The 24,891-nt window shown below is 50.5% G+C and carries 20 protein-coding genes; 12 read left to right on the top strand and 8 right to left on the bottom strand.

Annotated elements, in window-relative coordinates; genetic code table 11:
- Nucleotides 1–27: 27 nt before the first annotated feature.
- Together AC506A_RS11805 and AC506A_RS11800 are read left to right on the top strand one after the other, a co-directional pair.
- Nucleotides 28–1,221, top strand: a complete 1,194-nt coding sequence (locus AC506A_RS11805; RefSeq protein ID WP_495461200.1) for an NAD(P)/FAD-dependent oxidoreductase — start codon at nucleotides 28–30, stop codon at nucleotides 1,219–1,221.
- Nucleotides 1,221–1,475 carry a hypothetical protein gene (locus AC506A_RS11800; RefSeq protein WP_091221092.1) on the top strand — a complete coding sequence of 85 codons (255 nt, stop codon included), beginning with the start codon at nucleotides 1,221–1,223 and terminating at the stop codon, nucleotides 1,473–1,475. Before AC506A_RS11805 ends, AC506A_RS11800 begins: the two co-directional genes overlap by 1 nt.
- Nucleotides 1,476–1,528: 53 nt before the next feature.
- Here AC506A_RS11800 and hemQ read toward each other — a convergent pair whose 3' ends face one another.
- Nucleotides 1,529–2,275, bottom strand: a complete 747-nt coding sequence (hemQ, locus tag AC506A_RS11795; protein WP_495461199.1) for a hydrogen peroxide-dependent heme synthase — start codon at nucleotides 2,273–2,275, stop codon at nucleotides 1,529–1,531.
- A 156-nt stretch (nucleotides 2,276–2,431) separates the two neighbouring features.
- Between hemQ and AC506A_RS11790 the strand changes: the two genes are divergently transcribed.
- From AC506A_RS11790 to dnaI, 4 genes are all read left to right on the top strand, one after another.
- Nucleotides 2,432–2,737, top strand: coding sequence for a YuiB family protein (locus AC506A_RS11790; RefSeq protein ID WP_495461198.1), 306 nt, complete (start codon nucleotides 2,432–2,434; stop codon nucleotides 2,735–2,737).
- Nucleotides 2,738–2,821: 84 nt separating this feature from the next.
- Nucleotides 2,822–3,694 (top strand): alpha/beta fold hydrolase, encoded by an 873-nt coding sequence (locus AC506A_RS11785; RefSeq protein WP_495461197.1) that lies wholly within the window; start codon nucleotides 2,822–2,824, stop codon nucleotides 3,692–3,694.
- Nucleotides 3,695–3,806: 112 nt separating this feature from the next.
- Nucleotides 3,807–5,327, top strand: a complete 1,521-nt coding sequence (locus tag AC506A_RS11780) for a DnaD domain protein (RefSeq protein WP_495461885.1) — start codon at nucleotides 3,807–3,809, stop codon at nucleotides 5,325–5,327.
- A 21-nt stretch (nucleotides 5,328–5,348) separates the two neighbouring features.
- Nucleotides 5,349–6,305 carry a primosomal protein DnaI gene (gene dnaI, locus AC506A_RS11775; RefSeq protein WP_495461884.1) on the top strand — a complete coding sequence of 319 codons (957 nt, stop codon included), beginning with the start codon at nucleotides 5,349–5,351 and terminating at the stop codon, nucleotides 6,303–6,305.
- 54 nt (nucleotides 6,306–6,359) lie between these two features.
- Here dnaI and AC506A_RS11770 read toward each other — a convergent pair whose 3' ends face one another.
- The 3 genes from AC506A_RS11770 to AC506A_RS11760 form a co-directional block, all read right to left on the bottom strand.
- Complete coding sequence (locus tag AC506A_RS11770) at nucleotides 6,360–7,904, bottom strand: S-layer homology domain-containing protein (RefSeq protein WP_495461196.1); 1,545 nt, start codon at nucleotides 7,902–7,904, stop codon at nucleotides 6,360–6,362.
- A gap of 83 nt (nucleotides 7,905–7,987) precedes the next feature.
- Nucleotides 7,988–11,557: a bifunctional 2',3'-cyclic-nucleotide 2'-phosphodiesterase/3'-nucleotidase gene (locus AC506A_RS11765; RefSeq protein WP_495461883.1), complete on the bottom strand. Its 3,570-nt coding sequence runs from the start codon at nucleotides 11,555–11,557 to the stop codon at nucleotides 7,988–7,990.
- A 485-nt stretch (nucleotides 11,558–12,042) separates the two neighbouring features.
- A complete protein-coding gene (locus AC506A_RS11760) occupies nucleotides 12,043–13,062 on the bottom strand; it encodes a sulfate ABC transporter substrate-binding protein (protein ID WP_495461195.1) in 1,020 nt (339 codons plus the stop codon).
- A 385-nt stretch (nucleotides 13,063–13,447) separates the two neighbouring features.
- Between AC506A_RS11760 and AC506A_RS11755 the strand changes: the two genes are divergently transcribed.
- The 5 genes from AC506A_RS11755 to AC506A_RS11735 are packed head-to-tail and all read left to right on the top strand — an operon-like array spanning nucleotide 13,448 to nucleotide 17,681.
- On the top strand, nucleotides 13,448–14,596 hold the full coding sequence (locus tag AC506A_RS11755) for a sulfate ABC transporter substrate-binding protein (protein ID WP_495461194.1): 1,149 nt from the start codon (nucleotides 13,448–13,450) through the stop codon (nucleotides 14,594–14,596).
- A 27-nt stretch (nucleotides 14,597–14,623) separates the two neighbouring features.
- Nucleotides 14,624–15,472 carry a sulfate ABC transporter permease subunit CysT gene (cysT, locus tag AC506A_RS11750; protein ID WP_495461193.1) on the top strand — a complete coding sequence of 283 codons (849 nt, stop codon included), beginning with the start codon at nucleotides 14,624–14,626 and terminating at the stop codon, nucleotides 15,470–15,472.
- 13 nt (nucleotides 15,473–15,485) lie between these two features.
- Nucleotides 15,486–16,367 (top strand): sulfate ABC transporter permease subunit CysW, encoded by an 882-nt coding sequence (cysW, locus tag AC506A_RS11745; RefSeq protein WP_495461192.1) that lies wholly within the window; start codon nucleotides 15,486–15,488, stop codon nucleotides 16,365–16,367.
- Nucleotides 16,368–16,370: 3 nt separating this feature from the next.
- Complete coding sequence (locus AC506A_RS11740; protein ID WP_495461191.1) at nucleotides 16,371–17,435, top strand: ABC transporter ATP-binding protein; 1,065 nt, start codon at nucleotides 16,371–16,373, stop codon at nucleotides 17,433–17,435.
- Between the two features lie 21 nt (nucleotides 17,436–17,456).
- Nucleotides 17,457–17,681: a YezD family protein gene (locus tag AC506A_RS11735; protein WP_495461882.1), complete on the top strand. Its 225-nt coding sequence runs from the start codon at nucleotides 17,457–17,459 to the stop codon at nucleotides 17,679–17,681.
- Between the two features lie 88 nt (nucleotides 17,682–17,769).
- On the opposite strand, the gene AC506A_RS11730 is transcribed toward AC506A_RS11735, so the two are convergent.
- The 4 genes from AC506A_RS11730 to AC506A_RS11715 form a co-directional block, all read right to left on the bottom strand.
- Nucleotides 17,770–20,031 carry an MMPL family transporter gene (locus tag AC506A_RS11730; RefSeq protein WP_495461190.1) on the bottom strand — a complete coding sequence of 754 codons (2,262 nt, stop codon included), beginning with the start codon at nucleotides 20,029–20,031 and terminating at the stop codon, nucleotides 17,770–17,772.
- A 77-nt stretch (nucleotides 20,032–20,108) separates the two neighbouring features.
- Complete coding sequence (locus AC506A_RS11725) at nucleotides 20,109–20,747, bottom strand: TetR/AcrR family transcriptional regulator (RefSeq protein WP_495461189.1); 639 nt, start codon at nucleotides 20,745–20,747, stop codon at nucleotides 20,109–20,111.
- A gap of 88 nt (nucleotides 20,748–20,835) precedes the next feature.
- The gene (rsgA, locus tag AC506A_RS11720) at nucleotides 20,836–21,957 is read right to left on the bottom strand and encodes a ribosome small subunit-dependent GTPase A (RefSeq protein WP_495461881.1); all 1,122 of its coding nucleotides are present in this window, start codon (nucleotides 21,955–21,957) and stop codon (nucleotides 20,836–20,838) included.
- 407 nt (nucleotides 21,958–22,364) lie between these two features.
- Entirely contained in the window at nucleotides 22,365–22,511 is a 147-nt protein-coding gene (locus AC506A_RS11715) for a YqzM family protein (RefSeq protein ID WP_090982007.1), read from the bottom strand.
- Nucleotides 22,512–22,711: 200 nt separating this feature from the next.
- Here AC506A_RS11715 and uvrC point away from each other — a divergent pair, with 200 nt between their 5' ends.
- The gene (gene uvrC, locus AC506A_RS11710) at nucleotides 22,712–24,667 is read left to right on the top strand and encodes an excinuclease ABC subunit UvrC (protein ID WP_495461188.1); all 1,956 of its coding nucleotides are present in this window, start codon (nucleotides 22,712–22,714) and stop codon (nucleotides 24,665–24,667) included.
- The last annotated feature ends 224 nt before the right edge of the window (nucleotides 24,668–24,891 follow it).

The raw sequence follows: 24,891 nt of genomic DNA, 5'->3' as shown, positions 1-24,891 counted from the left end.
GAAATTACGAATGGATGGGATCCTGCGATGAGCAACATACCGAAAATTGTTATTCTTGGTGCCGGTTACGGCGGTATCTTGACAGCACTGCGTCTTCAAAAAGAACTGAACTACAATGAAGCCGATGTAACGCTTGTAAACAAGCATGACTACCACTACTTTACAACACACCTGCACATGCCTGCAGCAGGTACGGACAAAACCGAAAACGCGCGCGTGAGCATCTCCAAGCTGATTGACGAATTCAAAATCGATTTCGTTAAATCGACGGTTGTTCAAATCCGCACGCAAGACAAGAAAGTTATTCTTGAAGATGGTACGCTTTCCTACGATTACCTTGTAATCGGCCTTGGCGGCGAGCCGGAAACGTTCGGAATTCCAGGTATGCTTGAAAATGCAATGAATATTCGCAGCATCAACTCTGTTCGTTTAATCCGCGAACATATTGAGTACCAATTTGCACGTTACAAACGCGAACCACACCGCACAGATTACCTTACTTTTGTTGTCGGCGGCGCCGGCTTCACAGGCATCGAGTTCGTGGGCGAGCTTGCTGATCGTCTTCCAGAGCTTTGCAAGCAAAACGACGTGGATCCTTCGCTTGTTAAACTATATAACATTGAAGCCGCTCCAACGGCGCTTCCAGGTTTCGATCCGGAGCTCGTTGAGTACGCTATGCAAGTATTGACGAAGAAAGGCGTTACATTCCGCATCGGAACAGCAATCAAAGAATGTACTCCTGATGGCGTAATCGTTGGCGACAACGAAGAAATCAAAGCAGCAACTGTCATTTGGGCAGCCGGCGTACGCGGCAACCGCTTGATCGAAGAAGCAGGCATCGAAACGATGCGCGGACGCGTTAAAGTGGATGAGTCGCTTCGCGTACCAGGCCACGAGAACATCTATGTTGTCGGTGACAACTCTTTGATGTTCAACCCTGAAGGCCGTCCGTTCCCGCCAACTGCACAGATCGCTATGCAGCAAGGCGTAACTTGCGCGCACAACTTGGTTGCTTCGATTCGTAACCAACCGCTCAAGAAATTCGAATTCAAGAACAAAGGTACAGTTGCATCCCTTGGTAAAGGCGAAGCAGTTGGTCTTGCATTCGGTAAGAAGTACAAAGGCGGCGTAGCTGCATTGCTTAAGAAAGCAATTGACGTTCGTTACCTGTACATCATCGGTGGGATTCCACTGGTACTTCGCAAAGGTAAATTCCTGTAATGCGACACTGCAGCGTGCAGGTTCGTGGTTTGCTGACGCGTGATGAACTGGATCGGTACAACGCGCTGATGGAAGTAGGCTCCTTCTTGGAGTCGCAGAACCGTTACGACTTGGCATATACGGTGCAGAAGGAAGTCGATATTCTCATTTTGCCGGGAATTGAGCGGCTTAAAGAGAAAGGCAGGGAGCGCGACCGTCAGACGGAAGCGTATCTTGAAGCGAAGCGTCTCCTCGAAGAGGACGACGAAGACTAAACAAATAAAGCGGATGAGGCGTCCTGAGACGTTTCATCCGCTTTTTTATCATTTTAAATCGAGAACAGCTCTTGGAGCTTCTCATCGGTCATCCGGTTGCCGACATAGAAGTCGCCGAAATCGCCGAAGCGTGCACTTACTTCATCGAAACGCATTTCATACACGAGTTTCTTAAACTGCAGCGCATCTTCCGCGAACAGCGTAACGCCCCACTCCCAGTTGTCGAAACCGACAGAACCGGTAATGATTTGTTTGACTTTGCCTGCATAGGTACGACCGATCATGCCATGGCTGCGCATCATCGTGCGGCGCTCGTCCATGCTGAGCATGTACCAGTTGTCATTGCCTTCGCGGCGTTTGTTCATCGGGTAGAAGCAGATATGATTCCATTTTGGCAGAATCGGCTTCAATCTCGCCAGAATTTCCGGATTTTGCATCGGGTCGGTGCCTGCCGGTGCCATATAGTTGCTCAATTCCACGATGCTGACGTAAGAATGAGCCGGGATCGTGAATTGGGCAAAGGTTGTTTTGTTAAATGCATTCTCAATGGCATTGAGCTCTTCCAACGTTTCGCGCAGATGCATCATCACGAAATCCGCTTTCTGGCCAACGATGGAGTAGAAGGCCGTGCTGCCTTGTTTGTTATCTTCAATCGTTTGCCATTCGCTAAGGAAGGATTGAAGCTCGTCCAGTGCAATGGCGCGTTCGCCTTCATCCGCCAGCTTCCAAGCTGTCCAATCTATCGAGCGAAAATCATGCAAGGCATACCAGCCTTCGAGCGTTTGTGCTGCTTCACTCATATTAATCTCTCCCTGTCAGTTTCATTGTCGATTACATTGTAACGTAACGCAGCAAAGGAGAGCAAATGACGGACTTGTGACAACACGCCTGAATGAATTGACTTCGGATGTGCCATCTACTACACTATTCGTAGCGAAAGGGGTAGACGACTCGGGATGAACGGTGACGTTAATATTTTACAGTTAGTAATTGCAACAGTTTTGTTTTTTGTCATGATGTTTGGAATCGGATTTATTCTGAATATGCTGCTGAAAACAACATTTATGCCGATTTATGCCTTCATACTTATCCTCGTTCCGCTGTTTGTTTGGCAAACATGGGACGATACGAAGAGCTTCTCAGGCAATTTCACATCCTTTACCTTTGTAGATATTTTGCCGGCAATCGGTGCGCTGATCGGCGCTTATGTAAGTGGTGCGACCATTCGTGCGCTGCGCAAAGGCGGATACAAAATGTTCTAACATGAAACATCAAACGGCATGGCTATACTAAGGGAAATCGCAATCAGCATCTATAAGCTGACAACGAAAGCCGAGGTGTAGCGCATGCCGTTTTTGACTATTGGCGATACCGCACTGCATTATCATCAAGACGGTACCGGGAAAACGCCAATACTATGTCTGCATCCGCCATGCTTGACCAGTCGCCTGTTCGCACATTTGCAGGAGAAATTGGCGGGATCTTCTCTTATTCGCTTTGATATGCGCGGTCATGGATACAGCGAAGCAGGAAACGGTAAGCTGACATTAGCGTTAATCGCAGAGGATATGAGAAGACTGCTCGATGGACTTGGGGTGAAGCAAGCGTATGTGTGCTCCTATGGCGCAGGTTCGTTTCCGGCTCTTGCAGCATTGCTTGCTTATCCCGATCGATTTATCGGAGGCATGATCGTTTCCGGCACTTCCGCTTATACGGATATCATAACGCGTTCGAAGCTGCAGGCTGCTTTTATTTCAAGCATTCTCAGCCCGAAAGGACCCATTGCCTTCAAAGCGGCTTGGTCGGAAGCAGGAAGCAAGTCCTCCTTCGAAGAGCTGCATGCAGAAGCTAAGCTTGGCGATGCTGCGAAGTGGCGGGAATATACAGCTGCTTGCTTGGACAGTTCCTTGCAGAAGCGGCTTCCTCAACTTAAGCAACCTATTCTGGTAGTATATGGAACAGGCGACAAAACGGGGCAGAACTACGCGTCCGAGCTCAAACGCAGACTGCCAAACAGCGAGCTGTACGGCATCATTGGAGCCGGGAGGCAGCTTCTAATGAAGGAGCCGGTCACGACAGCTTTCGTCATGACGCAGTGGCTGGCGAAACAGGAGCATCCTGAAATCGCCGATACCTTCGAAGAACGAGAAGCACTGCTCGGTGAGTTGATCAGCAAAGGTGTCCAAGAAGGGGCAGCCAACGCGACTTCACATCATTAGGTTTGCGAAAGTTCCCTCTAGCGGGGGAATTTTCTTTTTTCTGTGCCTCAAATGCAGGCCTCTTTTATGGTAAACTAGTAGGAAGAATAAAAGGCGGATGGAGTCAAATGAGATGCGGATCGGCAATTTGCACCACTTTACAGAGCATCATCGATGCTACATCTTTCGCGATTTTTCGCTAAGTGCTGTTGATCGCAAAATGGTCGGATTGATCTATCAATCTATGATCGGAGCGTTTGCAGCAGGTTTCTATCAATTTCTATATCAGCAGGTGCCAGACGATCGAGTCGGTTATTCCCCGCTTGAACCGCAGCGCAAACTGCTGCTGGGGCTTGGCCTGGAAATGAACGAACGCGGCAGGCAGGATCTTGTCAATCAAGCTTCTAAGCTGGAAGCGGTTGGCCTCCTGCAAGTGTCCAGGCTTGGTGTACCAGACAATGACGATGTCGTCTATGAATACGAGTTAATGAAGCCATTATCACCGGATGAATTTTTCGGAAGTCCCCATTTGACATTGCTGCTCCGCGATAAGGTTGGCAAGCATTCCGTTATTGCCCTCAGGGAATCCTTCTATGCTAAGGAATCGGACGAGCTTGCCAGCGTGGAACTCCAGCGCGATAATATAACGGTACCTTTCTACGAGCTGTTCCGATTGAATACGCAAGGCATTGATTTGGAGCTTGAACAGGCACTGACAGAAGTTGCACCGGCAAGACAGCATGCACCGAAGCCACAATTGGAAACCGCAGGTATCGGGTACGGCGATATTATCATGCGTTTCCCGCGCAATGCGGCAAACAGACATCATGTCGAACGGCTGCGCGGTGATCACGAGAAAGTTGCCCAGTTGAATTACGTAGCTTATAAATATAATTTAACCGTTGTTGATTTAGTTCGACTGCTTGATGAAGACAATGTTTTCTCCAGTAAAGGCGAACTGCTCATTGATGAGCTTCAACTGCGGGCGAATCAGATGTATCGTCAAGATCGGAAGCGTACCGATGAGCGGCAGCGTTTGGTTGGACGAGTCGCTGCTTCGAAAGCGGAGAACGGTTCTGAAGACGGTGAAGAGCCTCCGGATGAAGTGGCTGTACAGGCTGAGCACTACATGGAGGTTCCGACGCAGCTGGCTGGACGCTGCGATATTCACCAGTACAATATGCTGATGCGGAATGAACCGCATACACGCTTCATTTCAAGATTTTTTCCAGGGGCTGTTCCAGAGTGGCTCATTCGAGTATTTGAAGTCATCGATCATAATTATCGTCTTCAAGGTTCTGTTATTAACGTACTCATCCATTATGTACTTGGTCTTAACGATGCACAGCGTGTCACGAAGACCTATATCGACGCTGTAGCATCCAATATGCTTGTAAAAGGAATTGACACGTTCGAGAAAGCAGTCGGCTATGTGCGGGAACAAGTGAAGCTCGAAAGCGAGAAGGAACGCCGCCGCGACAGCGTGCAGCAGGCTCCGAGAGGGAATGCGGGAGGCGGGTCCGGTGCGCCGCGCGGACGCCGCAAACCCGCGATTCCGATCATGCCCGATGCGCCAAGCGGAGCGAAGCTCTCGGCAGAGGAGATGGAGGAAATCCGGCGAATGGCTCGCAAGCTGGATGGGAAAACGACGTAATTGAGGTGAACATGTATGTCGATGGAATCGCTGGGCGATTTACTGAAGCAGATGCCGGGTGGCGGAAGCGCACTAAGGCAAGCGGATAAATTAATGGAAGAACTGCTTAACGATCCACTCGTCGGCAAGCTTCGATCCAAATATCCGGAGCTGGATAATGAGACAATAAGGCTGAACTTAAATAAAATTTATCAATGCACGAAAGAATTTCGGATTTGCAGCAACTGTCCGGGGCTCGACCAATGTCCGAATGATTTTGAAGGACATTATACGGAGCTTAGCTGTGAAACAATCGGCGGCCGCGTTCAACTGAACGACCGTAAAGTAACATGCAAGAAGCTGATTGCCAGACAAAGCGAGAATAAGATCCGCAGCCGCATTCGCAGCTTCTATGTGGATGATCGGGCTTTGTTGCAAGGTTACTCCGCTGATGAGATCGTTTCGAAAGACATCGAACGGATGAAAGCCGTCGGTCAGATTATCAAGTACATTAACGTAACCAAAGAAAGCGGACTCCAGAAAGAAGGGCTCTATTTAACAGGGTCGTTCGGTACGGGGAAAACGTTCCTCATGTGTTACATGCTCCATGAGCTGGCTAAAGCGGGTTTCACAGGCGCAATTGTGTACATGCCGGAGTTTGTGGAAGACTTGAAGTCACTGATGCTGGAGCAGGGCAAACTGAAGGAAACGGTCGATCTCATGAAAGAGACGGATCTTCTGATCTTCGATGATATCGGAGCGGAGAACTTGAATCCATGGGTGCGGGATCATGTCCTTGGTGCCATTCTGAATTACCGCATGAACCGTAAGCCGACATTCTACACGTCTAATTATGGGCTTGATGCGATTGAACAGCATTTCAGCTTCACGAACAAAGACGGTGATGAGCTGCACAAGGGACAGAGACTGATGGATCGGATTCGGCCTTACGTCCAGCCTGTTCACGTGACGGGCCACAATAAACGCGGCCTTCGTTAATCGATCGCCACAAATAAGAAGAGCCTGCCGTTCATAGTCGGCAGGCTCTTTGTTTTAAGCGCGGAACAGTAAGTTGTATAGAACTTGTGCAGCTTCTGCACGTGTTGTATTGCTGCGAGGGGAGAATAGGTTGTCACTGCCAACCATAAGTCCGGCATGAACGGCGGTTTGAACCGCGTCTTTAGCCCAGCTGCTGATTGCATTCTTGTCTTTGAACGAATCGATGTCGGAGGCACTTCCACCGGCTTGACCGTTTTGTTTCTCATAGACGCGAGTGATCATGAGGGCCATCTCTTCGCGTGTAATCGGCTTGATCGGTTCGAACTTTCCTGCGCTTGTACCGGATGTAATGTCGTACTCGTAAGCAGCAGCAGCAGCATCGGCGTACCAGCTTCCGGCTTTGACATCGCTAAACGGTGCGGCACCAGTCGCCTTCAGACCAAGAGCGCGAACCAGCATGGTGACAAACTCGGCACGTGTTACTTTCGCTGTGGGGCCGAAGCTGTCTGCGGCTATCCCTTGCACGACATGTTTTGCAGTCAATTCCTCGATTACATCGGCGGCCCAATGAGTTGCAGGCACGTCAACAAATTTCTTCGTGTACGAAAAAACACCGTATTTACTGAAGTGCCCAATTTCGGCGGTCAGTGTATTTCCTTTGAGGGTACCGCCGATATATTCGATCGTACCGAGATCCGAGAGAAAATAAATCCCGGTGAGACGGGCATCCGCGCCTTCGGTAAGCTGTAACTGGAGCGTGACCGGCTTCGTGAAGCTGCTTAATTTCTTCGTGGTGCCATCCTTGTATTCGATACCAAGGGTCAGCTCGATGACTTGTCCTTGCGGCTTGAGACCTGTACCGGCTTCACCGATCTTCTCAACAGCAGAAGCGGCTTCACTGCTTGTCAACTTGCTGAATTGAAGTGAGAGACTTGCATCCTTATCGGAACCGGCTAGCGCTGCGAGTGCGCTCAGCACTTCCTTCGGCAGCGTAACGGCACCATTCGGAAAGAGAATACGCAAGCTGTTATCGCTAATGGTTTGAACTACTGACGCGGGGAGCAGGATGTCCGATTTGGCGGAAGTAACCTTGCTGGCATCCAATGTGGCTACGCCATTAGCAGCGGAGGAAACGTCGGATAGCTCGAAATGAACGGTCGTAACCCCCTCCGGAGCAGTAGGTTCACCGGTATTCCCGTTATCTGCAGGAGGTGTGGGAATACTGCCGCCGTTTGAGGCTACAGTAAATGTCTTGGTCGAGACGTCAGTACCTTGCCCGGCGATAATTTGATAGTTTGTGCCGACTGCCACAGTGCCAGACAGCTGAAAAAAAGTCGTATAACGGCCATCGGCCGATTTCACGATATCAAAGAAAAGGATGGTGCCATCCGGGCTTATGACCTTTACGATGACCTCAGCAGCATTGGTCGTTCCGCTGATCAAAACCGTATTGCCGGCATAGACACTGGAGACAGCGTCAATTGTCGTGCCAGCTGCTGGGGCGGAACTATCAGCATAGGCCGCTAATGGAGCTGCGACAGGCACAGCAATCGCTAATGACAATGACAGTGCCGTTAAGATGAATGCTTTTCTCTTCAACTTGATGCTCCTTTCTAATGTGGTGACCCGAACGGAGCGGGTGATTCAGCTCCGTCCGGGTTCACCGACGTATAACCTGATTTTTATGGGGTCGTCGTATTGATATTCGTGATGCGGCCCTTCACAGCTGCTGTAATCGTACCGTGATTGAACGAGTCGAGTACATAATTGTAGAAGGCATCGATATCGGTCGGACCGGCTGCGGGATTCTTACCTTGTGTTAGGACTGTATAGTTGTCGCCGCCTGCTGCCATGAAGTTATTGACTACAGCTGTATATTCAGCCGTGTCCGAAATCGCTGTGCCGTCCTCTTTCGTTAAGGCTATGACCCGCTCAGCAATTGGCTTACTGAAATCTGCCGTATAACGGAGTCCGGAGATTTGCAGTGTTTTTGTACTGGCTGCTGTTTCTCCCCATTGCTGCTGAAGGAGCGTCTTGATTTGCGCGCCTGTCAGTGTCATCTTGATGAGCTGGTTCCCAAACGGTTGGATACGGAACAGATCGGAATAGAGCACGTTGCCAAGCGGCAAATCGGCTCGGATGCCGCCCGGGTTCATAAATGCAAAATCGGACTGCATGGAATCCTTCATGGCATCGGCGATCAAGCTGCCAAGCGCAATTTCTTGCGTATAGGCATTCGCTTTCAGGTAAGCCGCCTCAGTGGAGCCGACCGGCTGTGAAAGCTCAGGATGTCTGCCAAGGGCAGCATGTACCAGCGCATCAACTTCAGCATCCGGTGTGATGCCGGCTTGATTGACGTCAACAATGTTCGCTTCCTTCTTCACGATGTCATGCGTCAGTGGATCGATCTCAAGATCAACGTCGGCAAATGCCGTACCATAGGAGTAGGCTTGGAAAACGAGCTTGTTGTCGACCATTCCGCTTACCTTCGCGTGGTTGTCACCGGCGAAAATAACGTCAACTTCGTCGCTTACGGCGTTTGCGAGATCTGCTGCCTCGCCTGTAATTGTCGTACCGCTTTGTGAAGCAGGATCGTGAGCAAGAACGACGATTGCTTTGACCCCTTGTGCAGTCAATGCATCAACTGCCGCATTGACAACAGGAGCTTGATCCACGATGTTTACCGGCGCAAGCGCGGATGGTGAAACTTTACTTGGCGTCAGCATCGTAACGACACCGATGAAGCCGATTTTTTCCCCGCCGACTTCTTCAATGACGTACGGTGCAATGATAGGCTCGCCCGTCACTTTGTCGATCACATTGGCATTGATATAATCGATTTTGGTCTTTGTATACGTGATGCTCGAATTGATCGGATCCTGTTCGCCATTTAATTGAGCCATAAGCGCAGGGACACCTTGATCAAATTCGTGATTACCCAGCGTCCCGACTTTGAATCCGAGCATTTCCATGAAATCGAGAGTAGGTTTATCGCGCTCAAGCGATGAAACCGGTGAACTTGCACCTACTGCATCACCATTATGGACGAGCAGGGTGTTTGCCGGGTTTGCTGCTTTGTATTGCTTGAGGTAAGTTGCCAAGTAGGCAGCCCCGCCCAGAACGTTGCCTCCGGCAATGGTGGAGTAGTCGAGCTGACCGTGAAAGTCATTGATCCCAAGCAGCTGTACCTTCACATTCTCGCTTGGCTGCGTTGCATCACCATGAAGATCAAACTTGTAGATGCCGAATCCTTTCTCGTCGGTACGCTCAAGGGAAGTGATCTTCGGATTAGCGCTCAAGTATGTTTTGGCCACTGGGGAAGTCGTGAACGTAACATTAACATCACCTTGAACAGGTGCGATCGACCAGTTGTTGTCTGCGGCCGGATCAATTGTACCCTGCTCCGTGATGTAGTCCATTAGGACTTGGCGATTCTCGCTAGCGGAATCCAGTACGAGCGGAGAACCTTTCACCCCTGGGAAGTTACCTCCACCGTTCACACGGTAGTTATTGCTGATCACGATGAAGTCTTGGTTAGGATCAACCGGTTGGTTGTTGTATTTCAAGTTAACAATCCGGCTGGACGCGGCATCGTTGATTGTACCGTCTTTGGTGTACTTAGCCGGTTTAGTTACATCGACCTGATACGTAACGCCATCGATGACGTCGAAGTTGAAGACTTGGAAGGGTGGATTCAGCAGCGGCTGTTCGGTTGTTTTGCTCGGATCAATTTGATTGAACATGCCTGCAGACATTTCGAGCCATTCTTTAACGACCGAACCTTTTACTTTAATCGCCTTCAGCGTATTGTCGTAGAGATACAAATCGCTGGCGCTCTTAATGGCGAGATCGCCTGCTTTAATATCCGTATATTCGCTTGGGCCATTGCGGCCGGCTTTGAACGGAGCGCCTACAGATAGAATCGGAAGATCCTTATCCGGTGAGTTCTTCGTATTCAATTCCTGCTGCACGTACCATTTCTGAGCTTGTGTGACGATTTGTACGGAAGGGTCATCCTGTACAAGCGCGAAATAGCTGTAAATAGGAGCAGATGTTTGACCGATCGCTTGGTTTGCATAGGCGATTGCCGCTGCATGCTCGGATTTAATCGCATTTACGATAGCAGGGTCTGCATCGACAAGTGGCAGCTTCTTGACACTGTCATAAATATATTTGTTGGAAGATTGTGAATTGCTAACCTGCCATTTACCGTTTGTTTTGTTCAAGGTAAGGTCGATGATGCCTAGATTGCCGCCGCCGAAACCAGCTTGTACGGCAGCAACGCCATTGATGGTTCCTTTTGCATTATCGACGCCGGGAAGCGGGTTGCCGCTCGCATCCTTGAAGAGCGGGTCAAGCGCGCTGATGCTGGCAGCAGGGAAAACCTTATGGGTATGGGAGAACGTAATGGCATCGATGCCTGCAACTTTACTTAGCGGATAAACCGCATCCTCTGCACCTTTGCCTGCCTCGGCATTGCCATTGAAGCCGGAGTGTGTAAGGGCAACGACGACTTCTGCACCTTCGGCACGCATAAGAGGAACGAATTTCTCGGCTGTTTCTACGATGTCTTTCGTAATGACTTTGCCGTCTAGGTTCCCTTTATCCCAATCCATAATTTGCGGTGTAACGAGTCCGATAAAGCCTACCTTTACCGTCTGTGTTTGACCGTTCTCATCCTTAAACGTTTTGTCCATTATGATGTACGGCTTATACTTATTGACGTCGTTGCTCTGATCGGTATCGTGATCATCGACATAAACGTTTGCGTTAACATAAGGGAATGCTGCGTCATCAATAGCTTCATTCAAATAATCTAGACCATAATTGAACTCATGATTGCCGAAAGTTGCAATATCGTAGCCCATCAGATTCATCGCTTTATAGGCCGGATGTACGTCGCCGTCTTTGAGCGGCGCTACTTTAGCCATATACGTGCCGAGCGGCGTGCCTTGAAGCAAATCACCGTTATCGACAAGCAGCGTATTCTTCGCTTCTGAGCGTGCTTGCTTCACCAACGCGGCTGTTTTGACAAGCCCGACGTTCTCAGCCGGAGCATCCTTGTAGTAATCGTAGTTCATGAAATTGGTGTGCACATCCGTCGTTTCCATGATGCGCAGCTTCAAGGTCGAGCCGATGGTAATCGGATCAGCAAGACTAGTACCCACCTCTGTCAGCGATCCGCTGTAGGAGTCAACGACAAATACTTTGATAGACAGACTGTTTCCTGTCTTATTGAAATGCGCCGTCATCTTCTCGCTGCCTACGATATCCTTCGTCAAAGCTGTAATTCCGATCGGCACAGCGCCATCAAACAGTTCAAAAATAACCGTTTCTTCCCCGGCATGTCCCACAATAGAAGGCGTTACGACGACACTTGCCAGAACTCCGCCTGATGTATCCATGGCTGCATTTGATATTGTAAATGGCCGATCATCGGCGGCAACGTTAGCCTCATGAATTGCGACTTCAAGGTCAGCTTGCGCGTGTACAGGGGTTGGAAGATAAGATGATGCCAGGAAGCCTGTGAGAAGGGAGGCGGCGACTGCAGCCCGTGACACTCTCTTGCGAATTTGAACCATTTTCTAGTAACTCCACCTTTCAATTGGTATAAGAATATTGTAGCAATCAAGCTATTAAGGTAGGTTAAAGATATTGTTCTGTTCTTGTAAATAAGCGAAACAATAGAAAAAACCGCACATCGATTATGATGTGCGGTCTATTTGATGAGCGCTGCCTATGGTTTGTAAATATCGTCGAACACGGCGCCATCGCTAAAGAATTTTGTTTGTGCTTTGTTCCAGCCGCCGAAATCGCGGATGTTCGACAGCTCAACGTTTTTGAAGTTTTTCGTGAATTCCGCCGCGATTTTCGGATTTGTCGGACGGTAGAAGTTTTGAGCAACAATACGCTGCCCGGCGTTCGTGTAGAGATAGTCGAGATAGGCTTTAGCCACTTCACGTGTACCGTGTTTCTCCGCATTCTTCGTGACAACTGCAACTGGAGGCTCTGCAAGGATACTGTAGGAAGGCGTCACGATTTCGAAATCCTTGCCGTGTTCCTTCAGCGCAAGGTAAGCTTCGTTCTCCCAAGCCAGCAGCACATCGCCGATTCCGCGTTCAACAAAGGTTGTTGTCGAGCCGCGAGCACCGGAGTCCAACACAGGAACGTTCTTGAACAGCTTCGTTACGAAGTCTGTTGCTTTCGCCTCACTGTTGTTATTGTGCTTCAAAGCATAGCCCCATGCAGCAAGAAAGTTCCAGCGTGCGCCGCCGCTTGTTTTCGGATTCGGCGTAATAACGGATACTTTAGCCTTGACGAGATCGTTCCAATCTTTAATCTTCTTCGGATTCCCTTTACGTACAAGGAAGACGATTGTGGATGTGTATGGCGAGCTGTTTTTCGCAAAACGTGATTCCCAGCCATCATTGATCAGGCCGACTTTCTGAATGGCGTCAATGTCATAAGCGAGAGCGAGTGTGACCACATCTGCTTGCAGCCCATCAATGACAGAACGTGCTTGGGCACCGGAGCCGCCATGCGATTGTTTAATCGTAACCTTCTGTCCGGTCTTGGCCTTCCAATAGGAGGCGAAGGCTTTATTGTACTGCACGTACAGCTCACGAGTCGGATCGTACGAGACGTTCAGCAGCTCGATATCCGGTTTCGCCGGTTTGGTTACGGCTGCAAAGCTGGTTGAGGATAAGGATAAGATTAATGCCAGTACGGTGATCGTGAGTAGCAGTTTTTTCTTCATATACAACTCTCCCTTTATTATAGTGCTCCATCCCGATCTGACTGATTGGACAACAAAAGGAGGCCCAGGCAGAATGCACCCATGAAGAGAAACTTCAGGCTGCTGTTACTTGCCGGGGCCTCCGGTGGACCGGTGGGCTCGATGGATTTATCATAAGCTGACAATTCCTACCTGTCAACTCTGAATTTGAATGGAGATTAAAATAAGTAAAACTAATCTATTTCATAAAAATGTTAAAAAAAAGGATTGACAGGACAGCTTATCCATTGCTATCATCATCCCATAACCAACTAAACAGGTAGGATTAATTCTATTTCAACTACCGGTCAACACGGAGTGGGAAAGCGTTAGTTATCTGAAATAAGATGATGAGAGGTGCTTTTACATGACAAACATGAAAAAGAAGAATTCCAAGTTAACGCTCCACACGCTGTTGATCTTTATCGTATTCGCCCTCGCGCTGACCGGCTGTGGCTGGGACTCGAATTCCGGAGCGAACACGAACCAAACCAATACCAACACAGGTGCAACCAATAATACGAATGCTGAGGGTACAGAGCCGGCGGCCACGAATACGACCAACTCGGAATCCACTGAGCCGATTGAGCTGTTGAATGTTTCTTACGACCCGACGCGTGAATTATATGAAGCTTACAATAAACTGTTCGCCGATTATTGGGAGAAAGAGCATAACCAGAAAGTAACGATCAAACAATCCCATGCCGGCTCCGGCGCTCAATCACGGGCGGTCATTGACGGACTGAAGGCCGACGTTGTCACTCTTGCGCTGGGCTATGATATCGATGCAATTTCTGAGAAAGGGCTAATCGATCCTGATTGGCAGCAGCAATTTGAGAACAACAGCGCGCCATATACATCTACGATCGTGTTCCTGGTACGTAAGGGCAACCCGAAACAGATTAAAGACTGGAACGACTTGGTGAAGCCGGATGTGGAAGTTATCACGCCGAACCCGAAAACAAGCGGCGGCGCACGTTGGAACTATCTCGCAGCTTGGGGCTACGCGCTCAAGCAGAACAATGATGATGAAGCGAAAGCGCAAGAATTCGTTTCTGCACTGTTCAAGAACGTACCCGTACTCGATTCCGGGGCACGCGGCTCCACAACAACCTTCGTAGAGAAGGGCATCGGTGATGTACTGCTCGCTTGGGAGAATGAAGCTCTCCTTTCCGTGAAAGAGCTTGGCCCGGATAAATTCGATATTGTCTACCCGTCGATCAGTATTCTTGCAGAACCGCCGGTAGCCGTTGTCGATAAGAACGTCGATAAGAAAGGCTCACGTACCGTTGCGGAAGCTTACCTGGATTACCTGTACACCGAAGAAGCACAGAAGCTTGTTGCACAGAATTTCTACCGCCCGCAGCTGGCATCAGTAGCGGAGCAGTACGTGGACCAATTCCCGGAAATGACCTTGCTGACGATCAACGATGATTTCGGCGGCTGGGCTGTTGCACAGAAGAAGCATTTTGCAGACGGCGGCGTATTTGATCAAATCTACGCTCCGGGCTCATAAGCGAATCGACAGGAGCTGACTCTTCTTATGAAAAGTTCCACTTCAAGCAAAGCGAAGCCGCGCAGTATACTGCCAGGTTTCGGACTTTCCCTTGGATTTACCATTTTCTACTTGAGCGTGCTGGTCATTATCCCGTTAGCCGGTATCTTCATCAAAACATCCGGTTTAACGCCGGCTCAGTTCTGGCATACGGTGTCTAATGCACGGGTAATCGCATCCTACAAAATCAGTTTCTTTACATCCTTCTATGCTGCACTAATCAATCTCGTATTCGGACTCATCGTCGCCTGGGTGCTGGTACGCTACAAATTTCCGGGGAAAAAGCTGGTCGACAGCCTGATTGATTTGCCCTTTGCACTGCCAACCGCAGTTGCCGGCATTGCATTGACCGCAATCTATGCACCAAACGGCTGGATCGGTTCTTTGCTTGAACCGCTTGGTATTAAAGTAGCTTTTACGCCGATTGGCATTACGTTAGCCTTGATCTTTATTGGTTTACCCTTCGTGGTACGGACCGTGCAGCCTGTGCTGCAGGATCTGGATAATGAGGTGGAGGAAGCAGCCGTTATGCTCGGTGCATTCCGCTGGCGGACATTCCGACGGGTCATTCTGCCGGAGCTGATCCCGCCGCTGCTTACTGGATTTGCGCTTGCTTTTGCCAGAGGGATTGGAGAGTATGGCTCAGTCGTCTTCATCTCCGGCAACATGCCGATGAAAACCGAAATCGCGCCGCTTCTCATTATGACGAAGCTTGAGCAGTACGATTACAAAGGAGCGACAGCCATAGCGATGGTCATGTTAGTCGCATCCTTCCTGCTTCTTCTGTTAATCAACTACTTGCAGTGGCGGAGCAATCGCCGCGTTATTGCGGAATAGGAGCGTGTAAACTATGGCTGGTGCAGTTACGGTTCATCTAACCGAGAAGTCCGCGCAGCGTCCGAAACATATTAACGAGTCTGCCGGCATTCGAATAGTACTCATCTCCGTCGCGCTGCTGTTCCTGGTGCTTGTGGTGCTGCTGCCGCTGATGTCGGTCTTTATCGAAGCTTTCAAACGCGGAACAGAGGTCTATGTAGCCGCACTGAAAGATCCCGATGCTTGGTCGGCACTGAGGCTGACGTTATTGACAGCAGTCATCGCGGTACCACTTAACACGGTATTCGGCGTTGCCGCCGCTTGGGCGATCAGTAAGTTCCGGTTTCGGGGCAAAAACATACTTATTACGCTGATTGATCTGCCTTTTGCCGTATCACCGGTTATATCGGGTTTGGTCTTCGTGTTATTGTTCGGTGCACAAGGCTTCCTCGGGCCGTGGTTGTCGGATCATAATATCCAAATTATCTTCGCATTGCCTGGTATCGTGCTTGCGACAACATTCGTTACGTTCCCGTTCGTTGCTCGTGAACTCATCCCGCTAATGCAGGCGCAGGGCGTACAAGAAGAGGAAGCCGCCGCGAGCCTTGGGGCGAAAGGCTGGCAAATCTTCTGGCGCGTCACGCTGCCTAACATCAAATGGGGTTTGCTCTACGGCATCATCCTCTGTAATGCGAGGGCGATGGGGGAATTCGGTGCTGTATCCGTCGTATCCGGCCATATCCGTGGCGAGACGAATACGCTGCCGCTGCATATTGAGATTCTGTATAACGAATATCAGTTCTCTGCATCGTTTGCGGTAGCTTCCTTGCTGGTCATGCTGGCACTGGTGACGCTGGTCGTGAAGAGCTTCATCGAATGGAAAACCGCTCAGAAAACCCCGAAAGAGGAGGGCTAAAGGATGCATATCGAGGTTCGCAACATCAATAAATCCTTTCATGGCCACCAAGCCGTAAACGATGTCAGCTTCTCGATTGAACGTGGCAAGCTGATCGGTCTGCTCGGACCGAGCGGCGGCGGCAAATCAACGCTGCTTCGCATCTTAGCCGGGCTCGAGACACCGGATTCCGGGGATATCTTCATTAACGGGAAACGGGTTAACGATGTTCAGCCGCAGCTCCGCGGCATCGGATTTGTATTTCAAAACTATGCGTTGTTTAAACATATGACGGTGTTCGATAATATCGCATTTGGACTGACGATTCGCAAGGCCAGTAAAGCTGAGATCAGAGAACGTGTCGGGGAATTGCTTGACTTGACGGGGCTGCGAGGATTCGAGCATCGCTATCCGCATCAGCTCTCAGGTGGTCAGCGGCAGAGAGTGGCATTCGCAAGAGCGCTTGCGCCTAAGCCGGATCTGCTGCTGCTGGATGAACCCTTCGCCGCCATTGACGCGAAAGTGCGCAAGGAGCTTCGCACCTGGTTGAAGCAGCTGATCAGCACGCTTGGCATCACTTCCATCTTCGTCACGCATGACCAAGATGAAGCGGTCGAAGTGGCTGACGAAATGCTGATCGTGCAGCAAGGAAAGCTGGAGCAGCAAGGATCGCCCGTTCATATTTACACAGATCCGCAATCCGCATTTGTGGCTGGGTTCATCGGTCATTCCAGTGTGGTGGAGCAGCCAAGCGACCTGCGCGGCTTCGGCGGTTCCTCGTTGATTGAAGGCGCTAAAGCACTCATCCGTCCGGAGTTTGTTGAGGTAGGACGCGAGCGGGAAATTCCTTTCCCTTCTGCTGCTGAGAAAGGCAAGGTTCGTCATATTTTCTTCCGCGGCGCTCATTTGGAGCTTGATGTGGAAGTGGGCAGCAACCGATTGTCGGCACACCGTTCTTTGGATCAAGAGCCGCTTCAGCCGGGTGATGAAGTATCCGTCCTTATTCACCGTTTATACGTTATTACTGACAAGACGGCGACGATCGTGGAGAATCCACTGAAGATCGATCCGCTGCCAGTTCATATTTAATTAGTCCGGGAGGGATTTATGATGGCAAAGCCAATCGTGCTGGATCAAGAATGGTTAGAGCGCATAGCAACACAGGTAAATGGGCTTGAATATGGTTCGGTTCTCATTACGGTTCATGACGGAAGAGTGGTTCAAATCGACCGTACAGAACGTAAACGGTTCGATGCGGCGACTGCCAAAACCGGGCAAACTGGGCAACGACAGGAACCAAGCAGCACCGATAAATTGAAGGCTGTTAACGGATAGAACAGGATAGGTGAACAAAAGAAGCGCCGTGTTACTCGTAGATAACGAGTGACACGGCGCTTTTGCTTGTTTAGTGGAGGTTGCAGCCTTAGATGTCCGATAAGGACTGTTTGGATCTCGAAGCGGCACCAGGCCAGAAGGCAGCGCGGCCGCATAGTACCGTAATCGCCGGTACAAGGAACGGCCTCACGATAAATGTATCGAGCAGTACGCCTATTGCCGTTATCGTGCCGAATTGCACAAGCACTTGGATCGGCAATGTCGCCAGAACGGCGAAGGTACCAGCCAGAATCAGTCCTGCCGAGGTGATGACGGATCCTGTCTGCGAGACGCCTTCTTTCACCGCTTGGCGCAGCGGCATGTGACGTGCTTTCTTCCAAATGCTCGAAATCATGAAGATGTTGTAATCCTCGCCAAGCGCAACGATAAAGACAAAGGAATAGAGCGGTATGAGTCCTTGAATCGCTTCTGTACCAAACAAGTAGTGAAGCACAACCCAGCCGAGCCCTAAGGCGCTGTAATAGGATAACAAGACCGTTGCAATCAAATAGAGCATGGCGACGAAGGAACGCAAGTAGGCAAGCAATAGAATCGCGATGAGGATCAGGATGACCGGAATGATGAGTTTCGCGTCATCGCGGGTTGTTTGCTTGGTATCGTACTGCTCTGCGGTTTGGCCGCCGATCCAAACCTGCTGCTCGACATCGGCAGCGCCGGATTCTGCGAGCGCATCCTCTGCCGCCTGGCGAAGCTGTGGGATGTGAGCGATCGCTTCGATTGAATAAGGATTTACGCCGAGCTCAACTTCAAAGCGGAGCAGATCGGTATTCGTCGTTCCCTTGACCGGTTCGGTTACTTTCTTTACGAAAGGAAGTGAAGTCAAAGCCGCTTTCACCGCTTCGCTCTGCTCCGCTGATTTGGCGATTGCTAACACTTGTACGGGAGCGAGCTCACCTGCATTGAAATGATCCGCAATAAGGGTGAAGCCTTCCCGCGAAGGAGAATCAGCCGGGAACGAAGAGAGCGTATCGAACGTGTATTTGATTTGAGAGGCGAAAATAACGCAGATGACCAGAATAATGGTCGTGATAACCGCAATCCGCTTCGGCTTGCGTACAACGATTTCTCCGAGACGATCGCCAAGAGTTGCGCGCGATTGCGGGACAGGCGCCGGTTTTCCTTTCTTCTTCGCCCTAATAGCAGCCATTTCTAGCGTTCTAGGAATGAACGGGAAGAAAGAGGATCTGCCCAGCAGACCGAGGAATGCCGGTACCAGAGTCAAACTTGCAATCATCATAATTAGAATGGCTAAGCTGAACGGAACTGCGAAGCGCTGGATGCTGCCGAATTCAGCTAACAGCAGCACGAGAAGAGAGAAGACAACGGTTAGACCGCTCATTGCAATTGCACCTGACGATCCGCTGAATGCTCGTTTCAAAGCGGTGAACGTATGGCTTTCTTCTTTTAATTCACTGCGGAATCTGGCAATGAGGAAGAGACAGTAGTCGGTTCCCGCTCCAAACAGCAGCACGGTCATGATGGATAAGCTCTGCGAATCGTAGGCAATCCAGCCCTGGTCAGCCATCCACCCTAACAGCGGTGTGATCGCACCGTATGCGAATCCGACTGCGATTAGCGGAATGAGCGCGAGTACAGGCGAGCGGTAGATGAGCAGCAGGAAGAGTAAAACGAGAACTACAGTAGCCAGCAGCAGGGAAACATCGGCGCTCTTGAACAAGCCGGTTGCATCTACTGCGATTCCGACAGGTCCTGATGCTCGAACGGCAAGGCTGCTGTTGCTGTTGCTGTTGCTGGCGGAATCGCCGTTAAGCTTGGTTTGGAACGGATTCGCATCCTTGAAGATCAGTGCGGTTTCTTTCTCTAATTGGGTCAGACCTTCTTTGAGTCCATCACTGCCCGCTGTCTTATTGAACAGTAGGGGCTGAACCAGTGTCGTACCATCTTCAGAAATTTGCTGTTTCAGTGCAGGAAGGGGCAGCTTGTCGAGTGGGACAACACTTTCTTGGTGAGGGACAGGACTGGCAGCGAGCTGTTTTGCCAGTTGCTGAATGCCTGCCAAATCCTCATCCGTAAGTCCGGTTGTGCGGTACCAAGTCAAGAGTGCCGGGATGCCGGTTTCGGATGGAAACTGCTCGGTGATCAGGTTCTCTGCTTGAACGGACGGCTTACTTGCATCAAAGTTGGCCAGTGTATCGTCCTTTAGCTCTGATGCTTTCGGCAGCGTCATATTAAGCAGTGCGACAATAAAGATCCAGGCGGCAAGCGTTAACCATCTGCCGCGTTTGCCCCCGACTGCTTGTGTGAATGTTTCGAGCCATCTGCCTATCATGTGGACATGTTCATCTCCTTCGATTTTACTTATCAAGTGATAAGTGAAGAGTAGAAAAAAAGGGCTATTAGGCTGCCTTACACCGCTGGCGGTGGGGCAGCTGATAGTCCGAATAACAATACGTTGACGAGCATTTGGGCTTGTTCATCCCAATCTTTCTCTGTGGCAGTGTCTACGGCAGAGAAAGTAGAGGCAGAGGCCAATGTCTGGTTAATCAGTCCCATCAACAGCCGGGCTGATCGCTCGGCATCCATTCCAAACTGAGCAGAGCTGCGCAATTGCCCGCTAAGCTGCCCTTCTTCGAAGACGGTGAGAAGGGGAGCAAGGTACGCGCTGCGCCACAGCTCGTAGATGATTCGCTGCGACTCCGGAGCAAGCTCATGCCGGATATCGTGAAACATCCGGCTGAGATCCTCGGGGTGATTCGCAAGCATATAGGCGGTGACATGATACAGACGGTGCCGAACATCGGCTTCTCTTCTAATTATGCGGTCGAGTGCATTTCGGGTTCCGTCGCATACCGAACGCATAACGTCCACATATAAAGCCTGTTTATCCTTGAAGTGGTGATATAACGCAGGTTGGGTTAAGCTGCAAGCATCGGCGATTTGCCTTGTCGATACGGCGCGGTAACCGAGCTCCATAAACAGTTCCTTCGCCGTTCTAATAATCATGGCGCGTGTCTCTTGCGATTGATTCGATTTGTTGGCTGCCATTGCGAAGAAGATTCCTTTCCTGCTAAATCAGCTTATCAGTTGATAAGTCACTTGCTAAGATCTTACAGCGCAGCATGACGTTAGTCAATCAGTCGATTTCAAGTTTGTGTTTCGCGTAGCTTGTTCGTGCTTCGATCCGTTTATCTGCGCTTTTCTTCTGCCGCTTGCTGACGGACTGCTCTTTGCGCGTTTGATGTGCCAGCTCACGACCTGTTTTCTTATAGCTCTCGTAGCGGCGCTCATCGAGGGTGCCGCTGCGCAATGCTTCCTTCACGGCGCAGCCCTGCTCCGCTTGATGACGGCAATCGCGGAATCGGCATGTCTCTGCGATTGCTTCGATATCGGAGAAGGCTTCCTGCCGACCATCATCGGCCTCCCATAGCTGCAGCTCGCGCATCCCCGGCGTATCCATCATGATGACGCCGCCCGGAAGCGGGAAGAGCTCGCGATGCGTAGTCGTGTGACGGCCGCGTGCGTCATCCTCGCGGATGCCCTGCACACGCTGCAGGTCGCCGCCGGCCAGCCAGTTCAGCAGCGTCGATTTGCCGACGCCGGAGGAGCCGGTTACGGCAATGGTGCGGCCTTGAACCAAATAAGGTGAGAGGGATTCGCGCCCCTCGTTCTCCAGTGCGCTGACCGCATGGACAGGGACACCCGGCGCTGCAGCTTCGACTTCAGCGACTCGGCGCTCGGTGTCGGTGCATAGATCGGCTTTCGTCAGCAGGACGACAGGCGTTGCGCCACTTTCCCAGGCTGCGATGAGGTAACGTTCGATCTTGCGGACGTTGTAATCGCCATTGAGCGCATTAACGATGAAGAGCGTATCGATGTTCGTGCCAATGACTTGTTCTTCCGGCACGCTGCCTGCTGCTCTGCGGATCATCGCCGAGCGCCTTGGGAGGATGCTGTGAATGATTGCACGCTGCTCACCCGGCAATGATTGCACAGCGACCCAGTCTCCGACGGCAGGGAACTCGCTGCGTGACGCAGCTTGGAATTGGAACTTGCCGCTGACCTCGGCTGCGATTTCGCCGCCGGCGGTCATAATGCGGTAACGATTCGTAAACTGGGCAACGACACGTGCGGGCTCTAGGGTTACTCCTGTGGCGCTATTCCCGGCGATACCGGAAAAACAGTTCTCCCAGTGTTCGTTCCAGCCGAAGTCTTGCAGATGGTTCGTGTTGGAGCTTACTTGCATTGGATGGTTCATGTTCAAAGTTGGTGGACCCCTTTATTAGTTGGATTGGTTTTGGATAACAAAAAAGACCGCAGGAAATAAACTCCTGCGGTCTTCGCTTTGATACGTTTGTACGTACCGAAACGGATACAAAAAAACCGCAAGAAACCGTATTACGGTCTCTTGCGGCGGCGAAAGGATGATCGCAAATAAGCTAGGGCTGTATCCTTAGCTTCCTGCGTAAACTCCCGTACTTGCTCCGTCTGAGACCGATGCATATGCGACTATTGACACTTCCTGAACGTTCATGACATTAGCTACCATTTGACATCAGCCTCCTTAGTTATCGTTAGTTGTCATTCTATGCGTATTGCAGCGCCTTGTCAACTCATTCCATTAAAATGGCCTTGCACCCGGATATCCGAGGCAAGGCCACATTATTACGAAATGATGAATTTGATAATCACCGCAGCGGCGAAAATGACGAACAGCAGTCCAAAGAATCCGCCAAAGCCAAGTGCAACGTCGAATAGATCGTCGCGCGGTTCCTCGTTCAAATGCTCACGTGGGTCTCTTACATTTTCCATCGTTTTAACTTCCTCCTTAGACAACAACGATTGCTCCCCCTAGTATACCCAACTTCCAGAATAATTGTAAAGTCGGAGGTCGTGACAATTGTGAGGCAAATTTGTGCCGAAAGCCACTCGTACGGGAGCTTTGATCTGCCGCAAAATCAGGCTCGTTGTGGTACAATAAGCGGTAGCCATGTGCCGGGAGGAGGACGACAATGGAGGATCAACCGAGAACGGAATCGCCTGCAGACAAGCGTCTTGCCGAAGAGCGAATCCGCAACAAGCTGGCTTTGCTGCCAGATCAGTCAGGCTGTTATTTGATGAAAGACGCCGAAGGCACCATCATTTATGTCGGCAAAGCGAAGGTGCTGAAGAACCGGGTACGTTCGTACTTTAACGGCAGTCATAACGGAAAGACATTGCGGCTTGTTTCTTTGATCCGCGATTTCGAATACATTGTAACATCGAGCAACATGGAAGCATTGATACTGGAGTGTAATCTGATTAAACAGTATCATCCCCGTTATAACGTCCTTTTAAAGGACGACAAGACCTTCCCGTATATTAAAATTACGAATGAAGCGCATCCGAAGCTCGAGGTTACGCGCCGGATCGTGAAAGATAAAGGCAAATATTTCGGACCGTATCCGAATGCATTTGCGGCTGCGCAAACGAAGAAACTACTTGATCGGTTGTATCCGCTGCGCAAGTGCGGTACGCTGCCGGAGAAGGTGTGTTTGTACTACCATATCGGTCAGTGTATAGCTCCTTGCGAGTTCGACATTGAGCCAGGGACGTACGAGAACATGGTTCAGGAGATCACCCGTTTCCTAAATGGCGGTCATGACGAAGTGAAAAAGACGCTTCAGGCCAAAATGGAATCGGCGGCGGAACTGATGGAATTCGAACGTGCGAAAGAATACAGGGACCAGCTCATTGCCATTGATGCCGTTATGGAGAAGCAGAAAATTACGCTCAACGATGCCATGGACCGCGATGTGTTTGGTTATGCGATCGAGAAAGGCTGGATGTGCGTACAAATTATGTACATGCGGCAAGGGAAGCTTATCGAACGAAGAGCCACGACCTTTCCGTATTACGGCGCGGCATACGATGATTTCATGACATTCGTGACCCAGTATTATTCGGAAAATCCGGCGCTGCCAAAGGAAATCTTCTTGCCTTCACCACCGCAGGAAGCGGAGCTGGAGACGGCTGCGAGCGTGCAGGAGACAGGCGCAGAGTACGTGGTGGAAGCCGCGCCGGCAGAGCAGCATGCCGAAGGCGATGAGCTGGGCGAGCCGGAAGCAGGTACCGTGGAAGCCGAGCTGCGAAATTCACTCCAGAAGTGGTTGAAGGTGAAGGTATTTATGCCGCTGCGCGGACGTAAACGCGACGTGGTCACGATGGCAGTGAATAATGCGAAGGTTACGCTGGATGAGAAATTCAAGCTGATTGAGCGGGACGAGGAGCGCACCTTCAAAGCATCGGAAGGGCTGGCGGAAGCATTAGGCCTGCCGCAGGTCCGGCGTATTGAAGCATTCGATAATTCAAACATTCAAGGGACGGATCCCGTCTCGGCGATGGTGGTTTTCATGGATGGGAAGCCGGATAAGAAGGAATATCGCAAGTACAAGGTGAAGACGGTCGTGGGTCCAGATGATTATGGGACGATGCGGGAAGTTATACGTCGCCGTTATGAGCGTGTGCTGAAGGAAGAGCTTCAGCTGCCGGATCTAATTATAGTCGATGGCGGGCGGGGCCAAATCTCCGCGGCGCTCGATATTCTTGAGAATGAGCTTGGCTTGATGGTACCTGTGTGCGGGCTTGTGAAGGACACCAAGCACAAAACAGCGCAGCTCATGACAGGCGACCCGCCTGAAGTGGTGCCGCTGCCGCGTGACAGCCAGGAATTCTACTTGCTGCAGCGGATTCAAGACGAGGTTCACCGTTTTGCAATTACGTTCCACCGCGAGCAGCGGGGCAAATCCATGGTAGCTTCGAAGCTTGACTCCATACCGGGCATTGGGGAGAAACGGCGTAAGGCGCTGCTGAAGCATTTTGGCTCCATTAAGAAAATAAGAGAAGCCGCAATTGAAGATTTCCGTCCTCTGTCGATCGGCGAGAAGCTCGCATCACAAATTATCGAGGCGCTGAAAGAAGAACAGTAGGATACAAATAAAAAAGGCTCTCCCGGATCGTAATCTTGCCGGGAGAGCCTTTTATTTAACGATTGTTATTCGGCACCAAATCTTGGTTGGTTCTCGGTGTTACTCTAGGGAGTCTGATGTCTTCGTCAACCAGAATACGCTAACGAACCGTACGGCGCTTATTTGCCCATTATTGGCACTGAAAACATGCTAACGAACCGTAGGGGGTCTATTTGAAGGTTTTG

It is taken from the genome of Paenibacillus sp. N22P23 (assembly GCF_059383735.1).
This window is presented reverse-complemented; position numbering and strand designations above follow the sequence as displayed.